This is a genomic window from Psychrobacter sp. GTC18467 (assembly GCF_055397455.1).
Window position 1 is genome coordinate 124,072 of sequence record NZ_AP038920.1, and the last position, 20,969, is coordinate 145,040.

Genomic DNA, 20,969 nt, shown 5'->3' on the forward strand with positions numbered 1-20,969 from the left:
TATGGCAGCGGGGCTGCGATGTTGGCATATTTTGGTAAGATTTTATCAAAATGGGTCAATTGGCGACTTTTGAATTGGGCTTAAAACTGGAACACAAACGATGACGCAAAGCAATCAGACACCAAAAGATTTGATAACCACAAGTGAAAACCGCGATGAATACTGCGGCGCGGTGAATGAGCGCTTGCTTGATAAAACCATAACTATCGTCGGCTGGGTGCATCGTCGTCGCGACCACGGCGGCGTGATTTTCTTAGATTTGCGCGACCGTGCGGGAATTTTGCAGGTCGTTGTTGACCCTGATACCCCTGAAGCCTTTGCCACTGCTGATGCGGCGCGCCCTGAATACGTGCTAAAAATTACCGGTCGTGTCCGCCGTCGCTACGAAGGCACTGAAAACCCAAATATGGTCAGCGGTCAGGTTGAGCTTTTGGGCAAACAAATTGAAGTGCTTGCTAAATCTGAAACGCCGCCGTTCCCGCTCAATGATGACAATACTACCGCGTCTGAAGATTTGCGTTTAAAGTATCGCTATCTTGATATGCGCCGCCCGCAGATGCAAGACCGCATGGTCTTTCGCGCTCGCGCAACCTCAGCCATTCGCCGTTATTTAGATGACCATGGCTTTTTGGACGTTGAAACGCCTATTTTGACCCGAGCCACCCCTGAAGGCGCTCGCGATTATTTAGTACCGTCACGAACGCGTCCGGGTAACTTCTTTGCCCTGCCACAATCACCGCAGCTCTTTAAACAGCTATTGATGGTGTCAGGATTTGACCGTTATTACCAAATCGCTAAATGCTTCCGCGATGAAGACTTACGCGCTGACCGTCAGCCTGAATTTACCCAAGTTGATATCGAAACTTCTTTTTTAACCGAAGAAGAAATCATGAGCCTTAACGAAGGCTTAATTAAGCATTTATTTAAAACCATGCTTGATGTTGATTTGCCAGATTTTCCGCGATTGACTTACGCGGAAGCCATGCGCGATTACGCGTCAGACAAGCCCGATTTACGAATTCCATTAAAACTGGTCGATGTGGCTGATTTAATGAAAGACGTTGACTTTAAAGTCTTTTCAGGTCCTGCCAACGACCCAAAAGGTCGCGTTGCTGCCCTTCGCGTTCCTAATGGTGGCACGCTTAGCCGAAAGCAAATCGATGAATATACCAAGTTTGTTGGTATTTATGGCGCTCGCGGCTTGGCGTATATTAAAGTTAATGATGTCAGCAAAATTAATAACGGCGTTGACCAAGACTCAGGACTTCAGTCGCCTATTATCAAAAATATGACCGATGAGGTTCTTGCCAATCTTATTGAACGTACAGGTGCTGAAAATGGTGATATCATTTTCTTCGGCGCGGACAAAGCTCGCGTGGTCAATGACGCCATGGGCGCGCTGCGTCAAAAAATCGGTCTTGATTTAGAGCTTGAAACTTGCACTTGGGCGCCACTTTGGGTCACCGATTTCCCAATGTTTGAAGAAACGGACGATGGCAAATGGACGTCCATGCACCATCCATTTACCAAGCCAAAAGGCTCAGTCAGTGAGCTTAAAGACAGCCCAGAAACAGCGCTATCTATCGCTTATGATATGGTACTTAACGGAACTGAAGTTGGCGGTGGTAGCCTTCGTATTAATACCCTTGAGATGCAGCAAGCTGTCTTTGAAGCGCTTGGTATTGATGAAACTGAGGCCAAAGATAAATTCAGCTTCTTACTTGATGCGCTAAAATTTGGTGCGCCGCCGCATGGTGGCTTGGCATTTGGCTTAGACCGCTTAATTATGCTGATGGTTGGCGCAAGCTCAATCCGTGATGTGATTGCTTTCCCGAAAACCAAAACTGCCGATTGTCCATTAACCCAAGCGCCTGCTGAGGTGGATAACAAGCAGCTTCGAGAGCTTGGCATTCGCGTTCGTGAAAAAGCCCAACCCGAATAAGGCTAAATAAAAAGCTAGATAAAAGGTTAAATAAATCAGTATTATGTGGTTTTTTGCAGTAACAACTAGGGTTTGTGACGCCTCATGAACCCTTATCAGATTTTTAAATTTGTGCCATTGTCTGTGCTTCAGATTTTGGCACGGTTGGTTGCTTGGCTGATGCTTTTTTTACCAAACTTAAGCATCACGCGAACCATCACCACCAATTTGGCGTTAATCGCGCCAAATCTTGACCACGCTAAAAAACAGCAACTCATCAAAGAAATCATCCAAAACCAATGCTTAAGCACGGTTGAATCGGTAAAAAGTTGGGCAATGCCGCCGGATTGGAGCATTGCTCAAATTAACGACGTTCATAATATCGAGATTTTGCAACAAGGTCTTGCCAACCCAAATGGTATGCTTGCCATTGTCCCGCACCTTGGCACGTGGGAAATCATGAACGCTTGGCTGAACCAATTTGGCGCGCCAACCATCATGTATAAGCCCGTTAAAGGCAAAGTGACCAATGACTTTGTGCTTCAAGGTCGGCAGCGCTTAAACGCCACATTGGTACCAACGGATGCTACAGGCGTTAAAGCCATTTTTAAAACGCTCAAACAAGGCGGCTTTAGTATTATCTTGCCTGACCATGTCCCTGAACCCTCAGGCGGCGTTGTCGTACCTTTTTTTGGTATTGAGACCCTCACAAGCACCCTTGCTTCAAAGCTTGCCAGCAAAACGCGCTGCGCGTTGGTTGGTTTATCTTGTATTCGCCGCGATGACAATAAAGGCTTTGATATTTTTTGCTATCAACTTGATGACCCAAAGCTTTATGATAGAAAAGCGGACATCTCAAGCGCCGCACTCAACGCTGAAATGGAGAAAATGATTAACGCTTATTTTAGCCATTATATGTGGGGCTATCGCCGGTTTAAACATATCCCCAATCTTGGCAATCCTTATATCGCTTCCTCTGATGCGTTAACCGCTTTCCTTCAAACAAAACCCTAAATTTTTTGGCAAAAGCTTCATTACGGTAACGATACTCCTAACATTTAAGCAGCTTTATTCGTGGGTAAATCATGCTAAAATAATGCCGTTTTTAGCGATTTTGAGAGTATGATGCCTGTGCCCAACCCATTATCTAATGAGACCCAAAACATAGCTGGTAATCAGCGCTATATCATCTGTATGAAATGGGGCACTAAGTATGGGTCGGAGTTTGTTAACCGGCTATATAATATGGTTCGTCGCCATTTGACCTTAGAGTTTCAAATGGTCTGCCTCACCGATGATGACACCGATATCCATCCCGATGTTAAATGCTTTCCAATCCCTGAACTTAATCTGCCTGCCAATCTTCCTGAACGCGGCTGGAAAAAGCTGACCACGTTTAAGCCTGAATTGTACGGCTTAAAAGGCATGGCGCTATTTTTAGATATTGATATTGTTATCGTTGATAATATTGACGGCTTTTTTACTTATCAAGCCGCTCATGATGACAGCGTGGTGATTATCCGTGATTGGAAAAAGCCGTGGCGAATGATTGGTAACAGCTCAGTGTATCGCTTTAAAGTTGGAATGAACACTTATCCTGACTTACTTGCCAATTTTGAGCGCAATTTTGAAACCATTCGCCAAGAAGTCCGCCACGAGCAGGCTTATTTGTCCAACTATCTACGCGAGCATCACCACCTTGAATATTGGGATAAATCGTGGTGCGTCAGCTTTAAATATCAATGTATGGCACCGCCGCTGCTTAACTTTGTTCGCGCCCCCACCTTGCCTGATGGCGCAAAAATCGTTATTTTTCATGGTGAGATTAACCCACCTGACGCCATCACAGGCGGCGGCGGTAAATGGTATCGGCGGGTTTTACCAAGTCCTTGGCTTATCGATCACTGGAACTAAATCTTACTGTTATTATTGGAGCCCGCTTTGGCAATCCCTCGTTTTGCTGAATTTATAATTGATGATAACGTCATTCAAATCAATGCCTTTGATTCGGCGAGCGACTCTGAAAGCCTGAACCAATTACCAGTCAATATCATAGCTTCCGGACCTTCTATAGCAGATATTGGCTTTGCAAGCGAGCAGCTTGCTATGCCCACGATATTTGTTAACGGCAGCATCAGCTTGCAAGGTCAGTATAATTTTTGCAATATTGCCGGCTACGTCATCAGCGATGCCCGCTTTATTAGCCATCAGCAAGATATTTTAACGCAGTATTATCACGGTCAGCCGCTTTATGCTACGGCTGCGGTTTTTGAATCTATCGCCGCGCTTTATCCTCAGCTTATGCTAAGGTATCATAAGGCAATGCGGCTCTTATTTCCGGTTGATAGACCTTGGGGCGTAAAAGCCAATCAGACCTTATTTCAAAAACTCAATTTTAAAAATACTTGGCTTAATCGCAAAAAGCCGCTAATTTCATTTGCTAGCGATCCAAATTTTGTTATTGATACCAATCATAAACCTGCACCAATTGGCGTATCACTCGACGTCACTCACGGCTTTGTAGAAGCAGGAACGGTTGCTTATATCGCAGCCCAACTTGCTTTTAGTAAAAAGGTAGGGGCAATGCATTTATTCGGAATTGATTTATTAAATAGCGCCCTACCAAGATTTTATGAAAATGCACAAAATCAAGCACCTTCTAAACTCGATAAAGCCATTTTTGAGCGCATCGTGCCCTCATTTAATTTGTTAACCGAAGTTTATCAGCAGCACGGCGTTGCCGTTATTAACCACTCCCCCATCTCCAAAGATTTATTCACGTCGTTGAAGTCTAAGCCTTTAAAATGACTTTGAAAATCTCAGTTTTAACTATGATCGCCGTACTAAAGCTGATAAAATCGCCCCACTTAATGCTATAACTTGGCTTAAATCATCACGTTAAAGTCATAATCATTAAGTTTGGGTAAGTTTAGCCATAGGCGATCAAGAGGTACTATAGTCAGTTCACTTTAAAAGAGTTATGGTTTGGATGAATGTCATAAAACAGCTTTGATAAGTCATTTTCTATCCAACCTTGTCTTAAGAATTTTACTTGAGCCCACTTGTTTTCGATAAGATTTAAGTCAGGACTGTAAGGCGGCAGCCAAAGGATACGATGACCATGACGGTTGAGCAGTTTGGCAATGCGACGGTTTTTGTGAAAGGAGGCGTTATCCATAACAATCACACATTTGGTTTTAAGGCTTGGAATCAGTTTGTACTTGCACCAGTCATAAATCACCCGCCAATTGACGTTCTTTTCAATGAATTCTAGCGCAAACAAGGCCTTTTGATATAAAGCTCCGATGACGTTGGTACGTTTTTTGCCTTGCCAATTGTCGCTGTCGATACAGGGCTTACCTATCGGTGCATAACCATATGGTCTTATCGTTTCATGCTCAAAGCCACTTTCGTCCATATAAACGATGGGAAAGCCTTGCTGTTTGAAGCACTGAAGCTTGGCTTCAAACTCAGCTCTTTTCATCGGGCAAGCGTTTGGGTGTTCTAAGGTCTTTTTTTTTGCTGATTCCCAAGCGCTTTAATGCCTCACAAATCCCTGAGGCACTGCAGTTCAAGCGGGCAGCACGTTCGTAATGATAGCTGTCGGGATAGTCTTCAACGTCTTTACGCAACGCATCATCGGGTATCTTTCGCGCGGTGACATTGCGAGTGGTTTTACTGTGAAGCCGCTTCTTCCACTTTTGAATGGTGGTCGGGCTGATGTCATAAAATACGGCAGCTTCAGCAAAGGTCATGCCTTTATCTAAGCTTTTAAGCACTTGTTTGCGAAAGTCTAAGGAATAGGTCATGATTCATTGAGGTGTTAGTTAAGATGTTTTATTTTATAACATTTTTAGGGTGATTTGGCTATATCATGACAACATCGCATGCCGATTTTCAACATATCAACGATACCGACCGCTTTTTGGTGTGCTGCTTTTATACCCAAAGTTATTTGGATCATGCTAAAGCATTAAAACAAACGTTAGATGACTTTAAGATCAGCTATTATTTTAAAGAAGTGAAAGATGCGGGATACTGGGAAGCCAATACTCGAATTAAGCCGCACTTTATTTTAGAATGTTTGCAAGAATTTCCAAATAAAAGCATTTTATATTTAGATGCTGATGCGCGAGTCAAAAAGCCGCTCGACTACTTTAATCATATTACAGCTGATGTTGCATTTTATAATACCAAAGGCATGCCTGAGATGTCACATGATTATCTCGCCAGTACGCTATTTTTTAATAACACCGAAGCCACCAAACAATTGGTTGAGCAATGGATTCGTGAACAAGAACACGGCAAGCGTACTCAGGTCGATCAAGACAGTCTTGATGCCGCGATGCAAAAGCTTGAATCAGCGTTAACTGTTGCGCCGCTAAGCGCGGGATACATCAAGATTTTTGATAAAGATTATCAAGGTGATATTTATATTGAGCAGTATCAAGCCAGCCGCAGTCAAACTAAGCTGCGCCGTAAGCTTATTCGACGGCGAAATAAAGTATTCGCAATAGTTTTCATTCTATTACTTTTAACTGCCACTTTATCTATCATTATTAAATAAAAAACTTGCCTAGACAACAAGAGCTATCGTATGAATAAATTTCATTTTTTTATTAGTAAATATATAATTTTTCATATATATCTATATATTTAGTAAGAATCTAAAAAAGCTAAATTTATTGAAAGTAGATATTTCTTACTCTTAAAGACCGTATAGCTCGAATTGTTTCTTTCTTTATTTTATCCAGAATATTGTCTTTCTTGTTTTCAAGTTTTTCATTATGATAGATTGAACTAGGAAGATTTGTATTATTAGGATTTAGAATAGAGTCTTGAATAACAATGGCGGGTTGTAATTGAAAAACAGGTAATTGCTTTTTATGTTTGACTTGGTTAAACATCAATATATCTACAGGATCAATGTTTTCGATGGCTTTTAAATAATTGATCATGTAACGACATCCTTGGTTTGATAGAATATATCCTCCAGTACCTAAATTTTTTCCTAGAAGCTTGTAAATTTTTCGATTTATGCCTTCTATTCTCATTGATCTAATGCTAAACTCTGCTTTTCTGTGAAACTTTTCCAATTTTAAAATATCTTTGCCTTTTAGCCATTCGTTATTATTTAAGAGGTAATCAGCATTTTTTCCTAAAAATATATCGTCCTCAAAAACTCCTATGTAGTCTAGATTATTGTCTATTGCTCTTTGCCATAAGCTTAAATGACTCAAAAGACATGCTAGTTCTTGATTACTTAACTGTTCAGTTCTTTTCTTCTCTATAGAAAAGATATTTAGTATACTATCATTATCTATAGGCTCAATAGCATTGAAAAATTCAAAATCAACCTTGTTTTTAGCAAACTCATTCTCTATATGATTTCTTCTATCATTGGCAGATCGCAAACTGATGACATAATTTTTAATCATAAAATCTCCCCTCATCAACACTTATTATTACACACTGTTCTATGCTATATCACCTGAGCCTATAATAAGCTATTTCACCAATATAGTCATAGTAAAAATCATTAATATATAGGCTAAACAGATAGGATAAGAGGTATGTATCTAATGCCTATTTTGAAAAAAAGTGCAAACACCTTATTATATAGTAAATCTTGGAGACTCTCTTCATTATTACTGATTTACTTCCTCATTTGGTCCATCGCCCCTGCCTTTCTTGCCAGCAGCCCTCCTATTGACGTGGCTGAGGGCATCAATTGGGGCAGTGAATGGCAGCTTGGCTATTATAAGCACCCGCCCTTCTCCTCTTGGGTATTATTTAGCTTTTATCAACTCTTTGGTCATGTTGGGCCTTATCTGTTAAGCCAGCTTTATGTCATTTTGACACTAGTTTTGGTTTATCGGCTTGGTCGCAAAGCTCTATCACAAGACTTGGCTTTTTTAGGCAGCATTCTGACGCTAGCGGTGCTGTATTACAGTTATCCGAGTTTGGAATTTAACCATAACGTGGCGCAATTTCCGATTTGGGCGGGGCTGTACTTAACCTTTTATAATTCGGTGACACGCGGTAAGCCGAGCGATTGGTTGCTGTTTGGGGTTATCGGCGGTCTTGGGATGCTCACCAAGTATCCGGTGATTTTTTTGCTTATTCCCATGGCGATTTATTTGGTGTTACCAAAACAATGGTCACTACTCAAAAAGCCCTATCCTTGGCTTGCAGCTGTCATAATGTTGGCGGTATTTGCGCCGCATTTGTATTGGCTGATCACTCATGACTGGTTGCCGCTCAGCTACGCCGGTGGTCGCTCTGAGGAAGCGGATGCGATGTCGGGTATCTTGGGTGGTCATTTAAGCTGGCTTCGCTTTGTCGGTGCGCAAATCACGGCTCACATTCCGCTTATTATCATGCTCCTGCTGTCTTATAAGTCGCTTTTGAAATTTAAAGACTATAAAAAACAGTGGTCAAAAGAGCTGGCGCTGATTTGGTATCTTTGGGCAGCGCCGCTTGGGGTATTAATTGTATTAAGTCTTGTTTTTGGCTTGGGACTTCGCGATATGTGGGGCAGTCCGATGTGGTCGCTGTCGGGGCTACTTGCGGTATCATTTATCGCCCCAAGCGCGCAGGCAATGGCGTTAAAAAAGCTGCCGCGAGCGCTATTGGTTTGGCTTGCCTTAGTCACCGTATTGATGCTGGTTTATGTGGGCGTTGGCGATAAGCTGCGTCACCAACCCTCACGGATGCAGTGGCCCGAGCAAGCCATTGCCGAGCAAGCAAACGCCACTTGGCAATCCATAAGCAGTTGCCCAATGGATAGCGTTTCAGGTGACCGTTGGCTTGGATCACTTGTGGCGATGAACACAGGGTTTCCATCGCAAATGATTTCAGGACCTGCCGCTCATTCACCATGGATGACTTCCCAACGCCTGCAAAATCATGGTACGCTTGTCATTTGGCAAAACGGCGATGAGGTTGAATTGCCCTTACTGCAAGAATTATCCGTCATTGACAATGCCGATTTTGAAAACAGTTTTGATAACAAGTTGCTTAATACTTCATCCAATCAGCTCATTAAAAAGCAAGGTCAATGGCAAATTGCTTGGCGCGACCCAAAAGCCAAGTCGCCGCTGATTATTGATTGGGTCGCTTTTGTGCCAAGCCGCTGTTTAAAATAAATTGTTAACGATGAACTGCCTTTTCTTTGAATTTTTTGGGTTACGAGTTTTTTCATGATTGAGTCGCCGCCTTATTTGTCGCTTATCATGCCCGCTTATAATGATGCTCAGGCGCTAAAGCTGTTTTTGCCGCAAGTTTTTGAATTTACTCAAAATCTAAGCTTGCCTGCCGATTATAAAACGCCGTCAAGCTTTAAAAGCTGTGAGATTATCATCGTTGATGATGGTAGCCATGATGATTTGGTTGGGGTTGTTGAACAAGCCATTGCCAAGCTTCCGGATAATACGGCGCTCAAATTGCTGCGATTGTCGCGAAATTTTGGTAAAGAGCCGGCTTTAAGCGCCGGAATTGATGCCGCAACCGGCGACATCGTTGCGATGATTGATGCCGATGGTCAGCACCCTTTGCCGGTACTTGGGCAAATGCTGGCTATGATTGAAAACACCGATGTCGATATGGTCGCCGGAATCCAAGCCGACCGCCCAAGCGAAAGTAAGCTTACGCGCGCCTTTAAAAGCGGCTTTTATCATTTTATCCAAGATGGTCAGCGCTACGAGATTCGCCCTAATGCCGGTGACTTTCGGGTGATGAATCAAAAGGTGGTCAAGGCGCTGCGGGCGCTTCCTGAGCGGCAGCGCTTTATGAAAGGGCTTTATGCTTGGGTGGGATTTAATACGGTTTACTTGCCATTTACCGCTGACAATCGTGATACCGGCGAAAGTAAGTTCAACTACGGCAGTTTGTTTGAATTGGCGCTGGTTGGCATTACCTCGTTTTCGCAAAAGCCGTTGCGGCTGATTTCACGAATCGGATTTTTGGTGTCGCTATTGGCGTTTTTATACGGTCTATTTATCGTTGTCGATACGCTATTGTTTGGCAGTGACGTTGCCGGTTGGGCGACGGTGGCAGCAGGGATTATGTTTTCAACCGGAATTCAGCTGGTTTGCTTGGGGGTAATTGGTGAATACATCGGCAGGCTGTATGAGGAGGTCAAGCAGCGACCGCTTTATTTGGTGACGGAAACCATCAGCAGCGGTGACCCTTTAACCAAGGTTGACCGACCACCTCCGCAACCGCTTGATATTTCTAGCCCTCAATGATGAAATCTTTGTCCATTAAAGCGCCAAACCAAGCCCTTTGGTTTTTAATCGTTGGGGCAGTCGCCGCAGGAGTGCACTTTGTCGCGCTGATTGCTTTGGTCAGCCTATTAAAGATAACCCCTGCCTTGGCAAACGTTGGCGCTTTTTTTATCGCGTTTAGCATAAGCTTTTTGGGGCACTTTCATTTCACCTTTAAGCCAACCACTGCCGTACTTGACAGCCAAACAAATAACGGCAACAATACGACAAGCAAAGGCGCTTGCTGCCTTTATCCCGATATTTTACGCCGCGCCCCTTGCAGCACAATTAACAATAATAATCAACGGCATCACCTAAGCGATTGTACTTTTTTACGATATCAAGGCGTCATTGCCAAGCCTTCATTGTCGACTAAAAAACCCTCGCCACTTCACGCTTTGCTAAAGTGGTTTGCCAGTTCAGCATTGGGGTTTTTGGTCAATCAGGCGCTATTTGTGACCTTGCTTTATGGCTTTGGGACGCGCTACTACCCGCTGATTTGGTTGGTGGTCACAGGCATCATTACGGTAATGACCTTTACTTTAGGTAAACTTTGGGCCTTTAACCATGACTAACCCTACAAATCTTCAAGAAAAAAAAGACTCAGGTCGCGCTATTATTATCAATGTCGATGATTTAGGACTATCCCCTGCGGTGACTCAAGCGGTACTGCGCTTAGCCGGTCGCGGTCTTATCGGCTCAACAAGCTTTATGGCAGGGGGCAGCGTATCAGCCGATGAGGTGCAATCGCTTCGTGAGGTGAAAGTCGATATCGGGCTGCATTTAGATTTTACTGGCATTTTTCCAACACCGCTTAAGCGTCCGCTTCCGGCGTTTATGACTGCAAGCTATGCCAGACAACTTAACAAAGCGGCTGTCAGTGAGGCGATCAAACAGCAATTCGATGTTTTTGAGGATACCTTTAGCCGCCCGCCCGTATTTGTTGACGGTCATCAGCACGTTCATCAACTGCCTATGATTCGTCAGTGTTTAATTGACGAAATCACGTCACGCTATAATGCTGACAATCTACCAAGCGCTCGGATCACAACCCCGCTAATCCGAGATACCAAATCGCAAATCATCTACCGCTTAGGCGGCAAAGCTTGGCAGCAACTTTGCGCTCAGCATCACGTCAAGACCAATGACTATTTTGCCGGAGTTTACGATTTTAACGCAGAGCGCCATGAGTTAAAAGCACTTTGGCAGACGTGGTTAAGCGCCGCCCCAACGACCAATTATTTGGCAGCAGGGCTTCATATGTGTCAGCCTGAACTTGAGCCGCTTGGCACTTACGCGCAATATGGCAGCACCACCCCTGCCATTCATTCTGTACCGCTAAGACTGCCGCGAAATGTGGTAACGACACTCATTATGTGCCATCCAGCAGTTCCTGATAATAGCTGGAATGACGAAATTAAAGCGGCTCGCGAGCGCGAATTTGCTTGGCTGATGAGCTATGAGTTTGAACACTTGTTAGAAGATTTCCAAGTCCGCCTAGTAAAATGGTCAGAAATCGCCGCTTAAAAATTTAGCCTTGATACAAAGCATTTAAAAAACAAAAAGCCCTGCGTCATGCAAGGCTTTTTTTAATTTTTAATCAACAAAATATCAAATTAAGACTTTTTGTCATCGCTCTTGTTTGAGTCATCAGAACCATTACGGGCTTCTTTAATCATTTTTGACCCTGACTCCATCAAGTCAGCGGCTTTGTCGATAGCTGCGCCCACCAGTTTTTTTGCTTTATCGGTAACATCTTCAGTTAGTGACTCATCATCGCCGTTTTTGTCGCCAGCGCTGTCTTTATTATTGCTTTTGTCATCTGATTTATCGTCTTTTGATGCGTTGTCTTTTTTGTTTTTATCGTCCGATTGGTTATCAGAACTGCTTTTGCTGTCTGACTTATCTTTGGTATCGGCGTTGTTGTTACTGCTGCTGTTTTTATCGTCTTTTTTATCGGACTTATCAGAAGTTTTATCTTGTTTATTTTTATCTTGGTTGTTTTTATCTTGATTGTTATGAGCGTTGGTTTGCGCGCCCGTGGTGCTGTCGTTTTTTTTCTTGTCGTCATCGTTATTTTGGGTGTTGTTATTCTGACTCATGATATTACCTCTTATGTTGTTATTGTGGGTTGAGTGCCCATTAAGAATAAAAGGTAATGGCAAAGCTGTCTGTATATGCTGCGTTTCAATAGGTAATGATCTTTATCTTTTATTTATTGCAGTTAAAAACGTCATTTAAATAAACAATTAAAAAACGACCACAATTATCTTATGGTCGTCTTTTAGATATACTTTTTAAGCAAAAAACAATTGCGTCCAATTATTTTTGCTGGGGTTCAAATTTTAGCTGTTGTTATTATTGTTGTTGTTGTCATTTTTGTGGCTTTGGCGACCCGCTTCTCTCGCCTCTTCTGAGGTGAACTCATGAGCCGTGCCTTTTTCATGAGCCGCTTTACCGCCTTCGCTTGCGATTTCGCGCTGTTTGTCTGGATCCATGCTTGCAAAACCGCGGTTTGAGGTATCGCCGTGGTTGCCGCCTTGATTATTTGAGTTACCACCACCGTGATTACCACCTTGGTTGTTACCGTGGTTGCCGCCTTGGTTGTTATTTGATTGATTAGTCATGTTATACCTACCTTAGTTTATTTTGATTGTTCCATCATAAGTTTATTTAGATATATCACGTTGTTAATAAGAATCAGTTTCAAAGCTAATTAACAACGATTCTCATACTAATGCAGATTTAGGTAATTGTAAGTAAAAAAACATGAGTAATCAGTAAGTTATGAGGCTTTCAGGTTATTTTATACCCCTTAAAGGTAAACTAATATCGAAAAGTATAACTATGTTCAGCAACTAAAGAAGCCAAGACAATGCTTGGCTTTTTTAGCTATATCAAACAGTGTGATAACGCGCAGTCAATTTAGTCAATAAAGCTGAGCCAATGCATATATTTGTCATTGCGACCATGAACCACGTCAAAATAAAGGCTTTGCAGCTGCTCGGTCAGCTCGCCGCGACCACCATTGCCAATCACGCGGTCATCATATTCGCGGATTGGGGTAACTTCAGCAGCCGTTCCAGTCATAAAAATTTCATCAGCCAAGTAAAACTCATCGCGGGTGATTCGGCGCTCAACGACTTTAATGCCCAAATCATTGGCAAATTCGATGATGGTTCGGCGGGTGATGCCATCAAGCGCGCCGCCTGCCAAATCTGGGGTGTGCAATTCGCCATTTTTTACCAAAAATAAGTTTTCACCAGAGCCTTGGCAAACGTAGCCTTGTGGGTCCATCAAGATGGCTTCATCATAACCGTGGCGGGTGACTTCTTGGTTTGCCATGATGGATACTGGATAGTTGCTTGACGCTTTGGCTTTACACATGGTGACGTTGGGCAAGTGGTGAGTATAAGACGAGGTTTTAACGCGGATGCCGTTTTTGATGCCCTCTTCGCCAAGGTACGCGCCCCAATGCCAAGCGGCAACCATGGCGTTGATGCTGTTGCCACGTGACGATAAACCAAGCTTTTCAGCGCCAACCCAAATAAGCGGACGGATATAAGCTTCGGCAAGACCATTTTGTTTCACGATTTCTTTTTGCGCGTCTTCAAGCTCTTCGGCGTTAAAAGGCACGTCCATTTGAAAAATCTTGGCAGATCCCAAAAGGCGCTCAGTGTGCTCTTTTAAGCGAAAAATGGCAGTTCGGTTATCCGCCGTTTGATACGCGCGAACGCCTTCAAACACCGCCATGCCATAGTGCAAGCTGTGGGTTAAAACGTGGATTTTGGCGTCGGGCTGGTCGATGATGTCGCCATTCATCCAAAGCTTGCCTTGTTGAGTTGCCATGTTCATGGTGTTGTCCTTATTTAAGCATTACGATAGATTGCGATTGAGCTTAGGCTCAATTCGTGGGTTGATTATAGCACTGAGTTTTCAAAAAATTGCATTCTTTTAGTTTTAAGGCATAAGGCTTTTATTTATGCAAAAAAGTGATTCAAATATCCATGTTAAATTTTTACGGATTATTCATGCTGCAAACACCCATCAAGTGCTGCCATTGGTCTTGAACGAGCGCTCGGGTTTCCGCCCAGTTTGCTTCATCAACCAACAGCGACTGCTCGGAGAGCGCCAGCTGATGAATGGCGGCGCGAAGCCGTAAATAAGCATCGGTTAAGTCTTGGCAAACCTGTTTCGACCAAATATTAAGCAGCGCCACTTCCTCAAAAATGCGAACGTTATCGCTCCATTTGGTCAAGCTTAAATGTTCATGGCTGTAAGCCAGCACGGCAAATTGCGCTAAAAATTCAATATCAACGATGCCGCCAGCGTCCTGTTTTAGCTGAAACTTGCCGGCAACTTGCGCGGTTATCGGCGTTCCTAAATGCGTTTGCATTTTAAGGCGCATGTGGGTGACGTTACTGCGGACGTCATCAAGCGTTCTTGGCAGCGCAAGAACGCGGCGGCGAATGTCACAAAAGCGCGCGGTCACCCGTCTGTCACCGCAAATGGCGCGGGCGCGAACCAAGGCTTGATGCTCCCAAGACCATGCTTTTTCTAATTGATAGGTTTCAAACGCATGGCAAGACACCACCATCATTCCGGCGTTTCCTGATGGTCTAAGACGCATATCAACTTCATAAGCGCGGCCGTCACGGGTTTGGGTGTTCAAATAGGTCATCAGTTTTTGGGCAAGGCGGGCGGCAAACTTCATTCCGCTAACTGAGGTTTCTCCTGTGGTCAAGCCTTGCTCTTTGATTTTGTGCAAAAATACCAAGTCCAAATCGGACGAGTACGACATTTCAAGACCGCCAAGCTTACCATAACCGATAATGGCAAATCCGCAATCCGCTTCGGTAACTGGGTCGCCGTCTTGACCAATCGGATAGCCGTAACGCTTAACCAATTCGCTAAAGGCGCGCTCAAGAGTAGCCTCAAGGACGACCTCAGCAATATAAGTTAAGGAATCCGACACTTTCATAATCGGTCGCTCGGCAAGAACGTCACTTGCAGCAACCGCTAAAACTTGATTTTTTTTAAACAACCGCAACACGCTGAGTAATTCTTCTTCATCATTTGGCTCAACCCGAAGCAATTGTTGGCGTAAAATGTTGCGAAGTTCAATCTTATCTGGCAGATGCCGATAGCGCTGCTGCAAAAAGGTATCAAGCAGCACCGGATAGCGCGCCAGCTCATTGGCAATCCAAGGGCTTGCTGAAAGCATCGGAATCAGCGCTTTGGTGGCGTTGGGGTTTTCAGCAATCATCACCAAATAAATCGAGCGGCGACAAATGGCTTCCAACAAGTTAATCAGCCTTGGCAGCGCGGTATTGACCAAACTAGGCTCAGGCTGGGATAACAGCGCGTGAACAATCACCGGATATGCGGCATCAAGGCGCGATTTTGCCTCGCTGCTTAAGCTTTTTACCATTTTTGATTGTAAAAACTGCTCAAGACGCTCGCGGTTATCTTGCGTTAAAATATCATTAAGCTTCTCGGGCTGCTCCTTTTTATCGTTCAAACTGACCATTTCATCATCAGGAAGCTTGCGTTCGGTGACCATTTTATTAAATGGCACGCTGACGTTGTGGCGATGCTCATCAAGTCGGTTCAGCAGCGCCTGCCAGTTCTCAAAGCCAAGCGTGATGGCTAAATTATGCTGCCATTTATCATCTTGCGGCAAGCGCTGTGATTGTTGGTCGTTAATTGCTTGAATGGCGTGCTCAAGCCGCCGTAAAAACCGATAAGCGGCGGCAAGCTGCTTAAACGTTGCAGTATCTAAATAATCAAGCTCATTAAGCGCCGCCATCGCTTCAAGGCAAGCTTTGACTTGCAGCTGCGGATGCCGACCGCCATAAATCAGCTGAAATGCCTGAACGATAAACTCAATATCGCGAATACCGCCGGCGCCAAGCTTGATATTATCCAAGTCCTCACGCTGAAGCACTTGGTTTTGAATTAAAGATTTCATCTCACGAAGCGCAGAAAACGCGCTGTAATCCACATAATAACGAAACACAAACGGCTTAATCAGTGCTTGTAATTCCTCACAAAATTTCGGCTCAACTTGACCGACCACGCGAGCTTTAAGCCAAGCAAAACGCTCCCAAGCTCGACCATGATTGCAAAAGTATTTTTGCAGCGCTGCCAGATGAATTGCTAAATCACTGCCCTCACCCCAAGGTCTGAGGCGCATATCCACCCGAAATACAAAGCCATCCGCGGTACAACTATCAAGCAGCTTAATAATCCCTTGACCCCAACGGGTCATAAAACGTTTGTTATCAATACTTCTTGTGCCAAACGCTTTATCACCATCAGTGTCACCGCGACCTTGATGAACCAAAATTAAATCAATATCGCTGGATAAATTGAGCTCATGAGCGCCAAGCTTTCCCATGGCAATGACGGCAAGCTCATCAAGAACGCGCTTGCCTTTATCGTTAATAAAATAAGGCTTGCCGTACTGCTTAACGAGCGCCTGATAGGTATAAGTTTTTGCAAAAATAACGCAGCCATCCGCAAAGTCGGACAGCTCATCGGTTAACTGCTCAAGGCTGATATTGCCAAGCGCATCCTGCCAAATCCAGCGCATCATGAGAAGCTTTCGCAACTGCCGAAGCCCTTTCATGACCCCTGATTCATCTAGCTGCTGATAATTGTCATCTAAGGTATAATCTTGAATTAAATCATCAATTTGCTGACGCGTTAACGTTTGACTTAGCGGATAACTGCGTAAAAATGTCTGGCAAGATACCGTTTTTGATTCCCAAATCTGTTGCGCAAATTCACTGGCGGTATAAAGGACGTTGATTTCGTGCTCACTTGGCTGACCGCCGAGCGTTAAGGCTTGGGTATTTGTAATTTTGTTATTTTCCATTCAGTTTTTCCAAACGTTGGGTTTGTTTGATGCAAATCACTATATCATGAGCCGCGCGCTTTTCGGTAATCGCCATTGATGCTATGATAAGCTGATTTTATGGATTTAGGTTTGATTATGACCACCGCCCCGCTGCTGCTTATCACCCATGACCCAAGCCATCCGCTAGCAATGATGGCATTTCGTTTTGCCAAAGCGTATCTTGAAAGCCATATCAGCCAAAAAAACGACAATGAAGAAGGTAGCAGTCAAGACACGGCTAACGAAAATGATGCTAAGCTTGCCGTCTTTTTTTATGGCAATGCAGCGCAAACGGCAAATCGCTTGCGTTGGCAATCGGCAGAAATAACTGACATGACCAAGCTTTGGCAATCTCTTGTTGAAGAGTACCACCTTGAACTTCCCGTTTGCGTCAGTACCGCGCTTAGCCGCGGCATTAGCGATAGCGATAACAGCCGCCGCCATGAGTTAATCGGTGATAATTTGGCAGCGGGTTTTAGCTTGGTCGGTCTTGGCGAGCTTGCCACCTTAATGAGCTCGCGCCGCTTGCTTCAGTTTTAATCTGCCAATTTACTAAGGATTTTTTAATAAGGATGACGATGAGCATTTTAATCAAACTGCGAACCCCAACTGAGCTTGCAAGCTATGAGGGCTGCGCGCTTGCGATGACGCTTGCCACCTTTGGTCATCCGGTTCAACTGTATCTTGATGCTGCCGTTTTTAACATTTTGATGAATCCAAAATCACGGCTTTTTGGCATGGTTCAGTCGCTTGAGCTGTACGATATGCCCAAAGCTTGGCTGCCGGCGGACGTGTTTAGCGGTTGGGTTTTGGGGATGCTTCCGCAAGATTTGGCGGCGCAATTGACCCTTGAGCCTGAAGTCATCAATGGCAACGACTTTTCGCAAATTTTAACGTTTTAACCGCTTAATATTTTCATTAAAAATCAAAATCAAAGCTTAGGACAATCATGGCGACGTTATACCAAATTTACAGCCCAATGGACACGCTCAGACGCCACGTTATTGAGATGAAAGCAACTTGGCAAGACGGCGACCACATTTTATTGCTTGGCGATACGGCTACCTTTATCGATTGGTTTGGCGAGTATTTATCGGACGTTGATATTCGCGGCGTGAGCGCCATTTATGCGCTAAAAGATGACATCGACGCGCTTCCTGAAGCCATCAAAAGCCAAATCGATATTGCAAGATTTACCGCGCTATTGACCGATAGCGATTGGGTTTCACTTTGTACGAAAAACACCGACATTGATAAAGTGGTGACCATTGCTTTATGAGTGCGTTAACTATTGAACTCGACAGCGACGGTCATTTACGTGACCACACGCTTTGGTCGCCAGCAGTTGCCCAAAACCTTGCAGATAATTTAGAAATTACCCTGACCGATGAGCATTTGGCAATCTTGCAACAAGTCCGCGCGTTTTTTGTTAAATTTCATCACCCGCCTGCCACGCGCCCACTGATTAAATGGCTTTTGCAAACCATGCCGGATGCCAATATCAGCAATCAAAAGTTGCAGCAATTATTTAACACCGGTTTGGTTGCCCGTCACGTGAACCGCTTGGCAGGGCTGCCAAAACCGCCAAACTGTTTATAGGGCGCTTTTTTTATTGCAAGCTATTTTGGGTCGTAAGGCGTCAATACCTCATAGCCAGTGCTGCGACCCTCATCGCCAACAAAGCCTTGCTGCCGCCAAACTTCATATAAGCAAATCGCCACGCTATTGGACAAATTTAAGCTTCGAGACTCCGGCAGCATCGGCAACCTCAGCCAATTTTTCGCGCCAATATCCGCTCGAATGTCATCAGCAAGACCCGCCGTTTCAGAGCCAAACACCAACGCGATATTGGCACGGCTTTCATCTTGACCTTTAAAATCAAACTCATAAAATGGCAAGCTTTGTTTAGTAGTCAGTGCAACAATCGTTTGGCAGCCAGTGGCTTGCAGCGCTTGTTTTGCCGCGACCCAATCCTCGTGAATTTGCAAATCAGCAAACTCATGATAATCAAGCCCTGCCCGCCGCAGTTTTTTGTCGTCCAAATCAAAGCCCAGCGGTTTGACCAAATGCAATACCGCACCAGTGTTGGCGCAAAGCCTGATGATATTTCCTGAGTTGCTTGGCATTTTTGGCGCAACAAGGACAAGATGAATGCTCATAAGCGGTGACTCCTTAAGTTTTATGGTAACGGTGAAAGCGTTTTTTGCTTAAAGTTATCAAAAGTTACAGTTTTTGAGCAATAATTACATTTTGATACTAGGAGGCGTTTTTAACTTTCACTATGATGTCTGTAACGGCTCATAAAGATAACAGGTCGAATAAAAGCAACACCACTAAAAGCCATGCAAAATTTTGACGCTCTTTTAATGTTTTTATCGTCTCAAATTGCCGTTTATTTCAACTTCCATTATTGACTCCACTTTTTTGAGGGTTTTACTATGAAAAAAGTCATCATTGCATCATTAGCCGCTATGTTTGTATTGACCGGTTGTAACACGTTTAAAGGTCTTGGCAAAGACGTTTCAAGCGCTGGTCAAGCAGTAACTGGAACGGCTCAAGAAGTTCAGAACAAAATCTAAATTTAGCAATTTTTGTTAAATTTGATAAAAGACTTGCCAAGTTGGTAAGTCTTTTTTTGTGCGCTATAAAAACTCGCGTAAAATCTGATTTAAGTATCTTGCCCCAAGTTCAGTTGTTTTTAGCATGGTTGGGTCAGGGATAATCAAACCTTTAGCCACCAAACGCTCAACAATGTTAGAAATACTGCCAAAACTCAGCCCCGTTCGGGCGCTAAACATCGACCACAGCGTCCCGCTATCAAGCCGTAACACATTAAGCATAAACTCGCTTGCCAGCTCCTCTTGAGCAATAGCTTCAAAACCGACCATTTTTGGCGCGCTGCCGGTTTTAGTAAAGCTGACATAATCTTTAGGAAGCCTTGATTTGCTAAATCGGTAAATGCCGCTTGGGGTGCTGATTTTACCATGAGCGCCTGCGCCAATCGCCAAATAGTCGCCAAATTGCCAATAGTTGATATTGTGACAACAAGGTTTATCATCGCGACCTGCCCAAGCCGAAACTTCATAATTTTGGTAGCCCAAACTTAAAAGGCGGTTACGACCTAAATCTTCAATGTCTGCAAGCTCGTCCTCATCCGGCAAAATCGGCTGATTGCGGTAAAATACGGTGTTTGGCTCGACGGTCAGCTGATACCATGACAAATGGGTTGCGCCAGCATCATGCGCGGTTTGGATGTCAAAAAGGGCTTGAGTTGCACTTTGGTTTGGCAAGCCATGCATCAAATCGACGTTGACGCGACGAAATCCAGCTTTCCGAGCCGCTTTTATGGCGGAGAGGGCATGATTAGCCTGATGAATACGCCCTAAATCACTTAATTTGTTATCATCAAAACTTTGAACCCCAATGGATAAGCGGTTGATACCAACGTCCAAATACTCGCTAAATGGCGCGTGCTCAAGCGTTCCGGGGTTGGCTTCCATGGTGACTTCAATGTCAGGGCTCAAGTCAAAGCACGCTTGCAACCCTAAAAACAAACGCTGATATTGCGCGATAGGCAGTAATGAGGGCGTGCCGCCGCCAATAAAAATGGACGTTATTTGCCGGTTTTGCGTCAAAGGCTGCTGCGATTTGGCATCCAAAAGCAGCGCATCGACGTAGTTATCAAACATATTAGCGCTCATATTATTGGGCATTTCATGCGAGTTAAAATCGCAATATGGGCATTTTTTAACACACCATGGAATATGAATATAAAGCGCAAGCGGAATGCTGGCAATATCAAGGTTCGATGAGTTTTCTTTATCATTGAACAAAAAAGTTTGCGCAGCGCTTAGGTCAAAATCAGTCATAGTTAGATGAA

At 44.1% G+C, this 20,969-nt stretch carries 23 protein-coding genes; 14 read left to right on the forward strand and 9 right to left on the reverse strand.

Annotated features, from left to right (window positions below):
- Window positions 1-100 precede the first annotated feature (100 nt).
- The 4 genes from aspS (at window position 101) to ACZ5XY_RS00450 (ending at window position 4,729) form a co-directional block, all read left to right on the forward strand.
- A complete protein-coding gene (gene aspS, locus ACZ5XY_RS00435) occupies window positions 101-1,942 on the forward strand; it encodes an aspartate--tRNA ligase (RefSeq protein ID WP_464741939.1) in 1,842 nt (613 codons plus the stop codon).
- Between the two features lie 84 nt (window positions 1,943-2,026).
- Window positions 2,027-2,935: a lysophospholipid acyltransferase family protein gene (locus ACZ5XY_RS00440; RefSeq protein ID WP_464741941.1), complete on the forward strand. Its 909-nt coding sequence runs from the start codon at window positions 2,027-2,029 to the stop codon at window positions 2,933-2,935.
- 111 nt (window positions 2,936-3,046) lie between these two features.
- On the forward strand, window positions 3,047-3,835 hold the full coding sequence (locus ACZ5XY_RS00445; protein ID WP_464743649.1) for a glycosyltransferase: 789 nt from the start codon (window positions 3,047-3,049) through the stop codon (window positions 3,833-3,835).
- A gap of 27 nt (window positions 3,836-3,862) precedes the next feature.
- Window positions 3,863-4,729, forward strand: coding sequence for a hypothetical protein (locus tag ACZ5XY_RS00450; protein ID WP_464741943.1), 867 nt, complete (start codon window positions 3,863-3,865; stop codon window positions 4,727-4,729).
- 151 nt (window positions 4,730-4,880) lie between these two features.
- Here ACZ5XY_RS00450 and ACZ5XY_RS00455 read toward each other — a convergent pair whose 3' ends face one another.
- Entirely contained in the window at window positions 4,881-5,405 is a 525-nt protein-coding gene (locus tag ACZ5XY_RS00455; RefSeq protein WP_464741094.1) for an IS630 family transposase, read from the reverse strand.
- Window positions 5,392-5,730: an IS630 transposase-related protein gene (locus ACZ5XY_RS00460; RefSeq protein WP_464741096.1), complete on the reverse strand. Its 339-nt coding sequence runs from the start codon at window positions 5,728-5,730 to the stop codon at window positions 5,392-5,394. Before ACZ5XY_RS00460 ends, ACZ5XY_RS00455 begins: the two co-directional genes overlap by 14 nt.
- A gap of 65 nt (window positions 5,731-5,795) precedes the next feature.
- On the opposite strand from ACZ5XY_RS00460, the gene ACZ5XY_RS00465 reads away from it, so the two are divergent.
- Window positions 5,796-6,488, forward strand: a complete 693-nt coding sequence (locus ACZ5XY_RS00465; RefSeq protein WP_464741945.1) for a putative nucleotide-diphospho-sugar transferase — start codon at window positions 5,796-5,798, stop codon at window positions 6,486-6,488.
- 115 nt (window positions 6,489-6,603) lie between these two features.
- Here ACZ5XY_RS00465 and ACZ5XY_RS00470 read toward each other — a convergent pair whose 3' ends face one another.
- Window positions 6,604-7,359, reverse strand: a complete 756-nt coding sequence (locus tag ACZ5XY_RS00470; RefSeq protein WP_464741947.1) for a glycosyltransferase family 25 protein — start codon at window positions 7,357-7,359, stop codon at window positions 6,604-6,606.
- 144 nt (window positions 7,360-7,503) lie between these two features.
- On the opposite strand from ACZ5XY_RS00470, the gene ACZ5XY_RS00475 reads away from it, so the two are divergent.
- Genes ACZ5XY_RS00475 through ACZ5XY_RS00490 form a run of 4 tightly spaced genes read left to right on the forward strand, consistent with a single transcriptional unit; the run spans window position 7,504 to window position 11,715 of the window.
- The gene (locus tag ACZ5XY_RS00475) at window positions 7,504-9,069 is read left to right on the forward strand and encodes a glycosyltransferase family 39 protein (RefSeq protein ID WP_464741949.1); all 1,566 of its coding nucleotides are present in this window, start codon (window positions 7,504-7,506) and stop codon (window positions 9,067-9,069) included.
- A 54-nt stretch (window positions 9,070-9,123) separates the two neighbouring features.
- Window positions 9,124-10,170, forward strand: coding sequence for a glycosyltransferase family 2 protein (locus ACZ5XY_RS00480; RefSeq protein ID WP_464741951.1), 1,047 nt, complete (start codon window positions 9,124-9,126; stop codon window positions 10,168-10,170).
- Window positions 10,167-10,763, forward strand: a complete 597-nt coding sequence (locus ACZ5XY_RS00485) for a GtrA family protein (RefSeq protein WP_464741953.1) — start codon at window positions 10,167-10,169, stop codon at window positions 10,761-10,763. Before ACZ5XY_RS00480 ends, ACZ5XY_RS00485 begins: the two co-directional genes overlap by 4 nt.
- Window positions 10,756-11,715 carry a ChbG/HpnK family deacetylase gene (locus ACZ5XY_RS00490; RefSeq protein ID WP_464741955.1) on the forward strand — a complete coding sequence of 320 codons (960 nt, stop codon included), beginning with the start codon at window positions 10,756-10,758 and terminating at the stop codon, window positions 11,713-11,715. Before ACZ5XY_RS00485 ends, ACZ5XY_RS00490 begins: the two co-directional genes overlap by 8 nt.
- An 89-nt stretch (window positions 11,716-11,804) precedes the next feature.
- Here ACZ5XY_RS00490 and ACZ5XY_RS00495 read toward each other — a convergent pair whose 3' ends face one another.
- From ACZ5XY_RS00495 to glnE, 4 genes are all read right to left on the reverse strand, one after another.
- The gene (locus ACZ5XY_RS00495; protein ID WP_464741957.1) at window positions 11,805-12,290 is read right to left on the reverse strand and encodes a hypothetical protein; all 486 of its coding nucleotides are present in this window, start codon (window positions 12,288-12,290) and stop codon (window positions 11,805-11,807) included.
- A gap of 243 nt (window positions 12,291-12,533) precedes the next feature.
- The gene (locus ACZ5XY_RS00500) at window positions 12,534-12,815 is read right to left on the reverse strand and encodes a KGG domain-containing protein (RefSeq protein ID WP_464741959.1); all 282 of its coding nucleotides are present in this window, start codon (window positions 12,813-12,815) and stop codon (window positions 12,534-12,536) included.
- A 298-nt stretch (window positions 12,816-13,113) separates the two neighbouring features.
- Complete coding sequence (locus ACZ5XY_RS00505; protein ID WP_464741961.1) at window positions 13,114-14,043, reverse strand: branched-chain amino acid transaminase; 930 nt, start codon at window positions 14,041-14,043, stop codon at window positions 13,114-13,116.
- Window positions 14,044-14,206: 163 nt separating this feature from the next.
- On the reverse strand, window positions 14,207-17,068 hold the full coding sequence (gene glnE / locus ACZ5XY_RS00510) for a bifunctional [glutamate--ammonia ligase]-adenylyl-L-tyrosine phosphorylase/[glutamate--ammonia-ligase] adenylyltransferase (RefSeq protein WP_464741963.1): 2,862 nt from the start codon (window positions 17,066-17,068) through the stop codon (window positions 14,207-14,209).
- A 117-nt stretch (window positions 17,069-17,185) separates the two neighbouring features.
- On the opposite strand from glnE, the gene ACZ5XY_RS00515 reads away from it, so the two are divergent.
- Genes ACZ5XY_RS00515 through ACZ5XY_RS00530 form a run of 4 tightly spaced genes read left to right on the forward strand, consistent with a single transcriptional unit; the run spans window position 17,186 to window position 18,688 of the window.
- A complete protein-coding gene (locus ACZ5XY_RS00515) occupies window positions 17,186-17,629 on the forward strand; it encodes a DsrE family protein (RefSeq protein WP_464741965.1) in 444 nt (147 codons plus the stop codon).
- Window positions 17,630-17,667: 38 nt separating this feature from the next.
- Window positions 17,668-17,991, forward strand: coding sequence for a hypothetical protein (locus ACZ5XY_RS00520; protein ID WP_201532572.1), 324 nt, complete (start codon window positions 17,668-17,670; stop codon window positions 17,989-17,991).
- 47 nt (window positions 17,992-18,038) lie between these two features.
- Window positions 18,039-18,368, forward strand: a complete 330-nt coding sequence (locus ACZ5XY_RS00525) for a hypothetical protein (RefSeq protein ID WP_464741967.1) — start codon at window positions 18,039-18,041, stop codon at window positions 18,366-18,368.
- Entirely contained in the window at window positions 18,365-18,688 is a 324-nt protein-coding gene (locus ACZ5XY_RS00530; protein WP_464741969.1) for a TusE/DsrC/DsvC family sulfur relay protein, read from the forward strand. Before ACZ5XY_RS00525 ends, ACZ5XY_RS00530 begins: the two co-directional genes overlap by 4 nt.
- A gap of 20 nt (window positions 18,689-18,708) precedes the next feature.
- Here ACZ5XY_RS00530 and ACZ5XY_RS00535 read toward each other — a convergent pair whose 3' ends face one another.
- Window positions 18,709-19,248, reverse strand: a complete 540-nt coding sequence (locus ACZ5XY_RS00535) for a tRNA (cytidine(34)-2'-O)-methyltransferase (RefSeq protein WP_464741971.1) — start codon at window positions 19,246-19,248, stop codon at window positions 18,709-18,711.
- 279 nt (window positions 19,249-19,527) lie between these two features.
- On the opposite strand from ACZ5XY_RS00535, the gene ACZ5XY_RS00540 reads away from it, so the two are divergent.
- Window positions 19,528-19,668, forward strand: a complete 141-nt coding sequence (locus tag ACZ5XY_RS00540) for an entericidin A/B family lipoprotein (protein ID WP_169391581.1) — start codon at window positions 19,528-19,530, stop codon at window positions 19,666-19,668.
- Between the two features lie 63 nt (window positions 19,669-19,731).
- Here the strand turns inward: ACZ5XY_RS00540 and hemW are convergent, their stop codons facing one another.
- The gene (hemW, locus tag ACZ5XY_RS00545; protein ID WP_464741973.1) at window positions 19,732-20,958 is read right to left on the reverse strand and encodes a radical SAM family heme chaperone HemW; all 1,227 of its coding nucleotides are present in this window, start codon (window positions 20,956-20,958) and stop codon (window positions 19,732-19,734) included.
- Between the last annotated feature and the right edge of the window lie 11 nt (window positions 20,959-20,969).

What these genes read in the sequence shown, in the direction of transcription:
- ACZ5XY_RS00490 (WP_464741955.1), top strand. Translation starts at nt 10,756, where the DNA reads ATGACTAACCCTACAAATCTTCAAGAAAAAAAAGACTCAGGTCGCGCT.
- ACZ5XY_RS00525 (WP_464741967.1), top strand. Translation starts at nt 18,039, where the DNA reads ATGGCGACGTTATACCAAATTTACAGCCCAATGGACACGCTCAGACGC.
- ACZ5XY_RS00460 (WP_464741096.1), bottom strand. Translation starts at nt 5,730, where the DNA reads ATGACCTATTCCTTAGACTTTCGCAAACAAGTGCTTAAAAGCTTAGAT.
- ACZ5XY_RS00515 (WP_464741965.1), top strand. Translation starts at nt 17,186, where the DNA reads ATGACCACCGCCCCGCTGCTGCTTATCACCCATGACCCAAGCCATCCG.
- ACZ5XY_RS00540 (WP_169391581.1), top strand. Translation starts at nt 19,528, where the DNA reads ATGAAAAAAGTCATCATTGCATCATTAGCCGCTATGTTTGTATTGACC.
- ACZ5XY_RS00445 (WP_464743649.1), top strand. Translation starts at nt 3,047, where the DNA reads ATGCCTGTGCCCAACCCATTATCTAATGAGACCCAAAACATAGCTGGT.
- ACZ5XY_RS00455 (WP_464741094.1), bottom strand. Translation starts at nt 5,405, where the DNA reads ATGAAAAGAGCTGAGTTTGAAGCCAAGCTTCAGTGCTTCAAACAGCAA.
- glnE (WP_464741963.1), bottom strand. Translation starts at nt 17,068, where the DNA reads ATGGAAAATAACAAAATTACAAATACCCAAGCCTTAACGCTCGGCGGT.
- ACZ5XY_RS00475 (WP_464741949.1), top strand. Translation starts at nt 7,504, where the DNA reads ATGCCTATTTTGAAAAAAAGTGCAAACACCTTATTATATAGTAAATCT.
- ACZ5XY_RS00505 (WP_464741961.1), bottom strand. Translation starts at nt 14,043, where the DNA reads ATGAACATGGCAACTCAACAAGGCAAGCTTTGGATGAATGGCGACATC.
- ACZ5XY_RS00495 (WP_464741957.1), bottom strand. Translation starts at nt 12,290, where the DNA reads ATGAGTCAGAATAACAACACCCAAAATAACGATGACGACAAGAAAAAA.
- ACZ5XY_RS00530 (WP_464741969.1), top strand. Translation starts at nt 18,365, where the DNA reads ATGAGTGCGTTAACTATTGAACTCGACAGCGACGGTCATTTACGTGAC.
- ACZ5XY_RS00535 (WP_464741971.1), bottom strand. Translation starts at nt 19,248, where the DNA reads ATGAGCATTCATCTTGTCCTTGTTGCGCCAAAAATGCCAAGCAACTCA.
- ACZ5XY_RS00500 (WP_464741959.1), bottom strand. Translation starts at nt 12,815, where the DNA reads ATGACTAATCAATCAAATAACAACCAAGGCGGCAACCACGGTAACAAC.
- hemW (WP_464741973.1), bottom strand. Translation starts at nt 20,958, where the DNA reads ATGACTGATTTTGACCTAAGCGCTGCGCAAACTTTTTTGTTCAATGAT.
- aspS (WP_464741939.1), top strand. Translation starts at nt 101, where the DNA reads ATGACGCAAAGCAATCAGACACCAAAAGATTTGATAACCACAAGTGAA.
- ACZ5XY_RS00520 (WP_201532572.1), top strand. Translation starts at nt 17,668, where the DNA reads ATGAGCATTTTAATCAAACTGCGAACCCCAACTGAGCTTGCAAGCTAT.
- ACZ5XY_RS00465 (WP_464741945.1), top strand. Translation starts at nt 5,796, where the DNA reads ATGACAACATCGCATGCCGATTTTCAACATATCAACGATACCGACCGC.
- ACZ5XY_RS00485 (WP_464741953.1), top strand. Translation starts at nt 10,167, where the DNA reads ATGATGAAATCTTTGTCCATTAAAGCGCCAAACCAAGCCCTTTGGTTT.
- ACZ5XY_RS00440 (WP_464741941.1), top strand. Translation starts at nt 2,027, where the DNA reads ATGAACCCTTATCAGATTTTTAAATTTGTGCCATTGTCTGTGCTTCAG.
- ACZ5XY_RS00470 (WP_464741947.1), bottom strand. Translation starts at nt 7,359, where the DNA reads ATGATTAAAAATTATGTCATCAGTTTGCGATCTGCCAATGATAGAAGA.
- ACZ5XY_RS00480 (WP_464741951.1), top strand. Translation starts at nt 9,124, where the DNA reads ATGATTGAGTCGCCGCCTTATTTGTCGCTTATCATGCCCGCTTATAAT.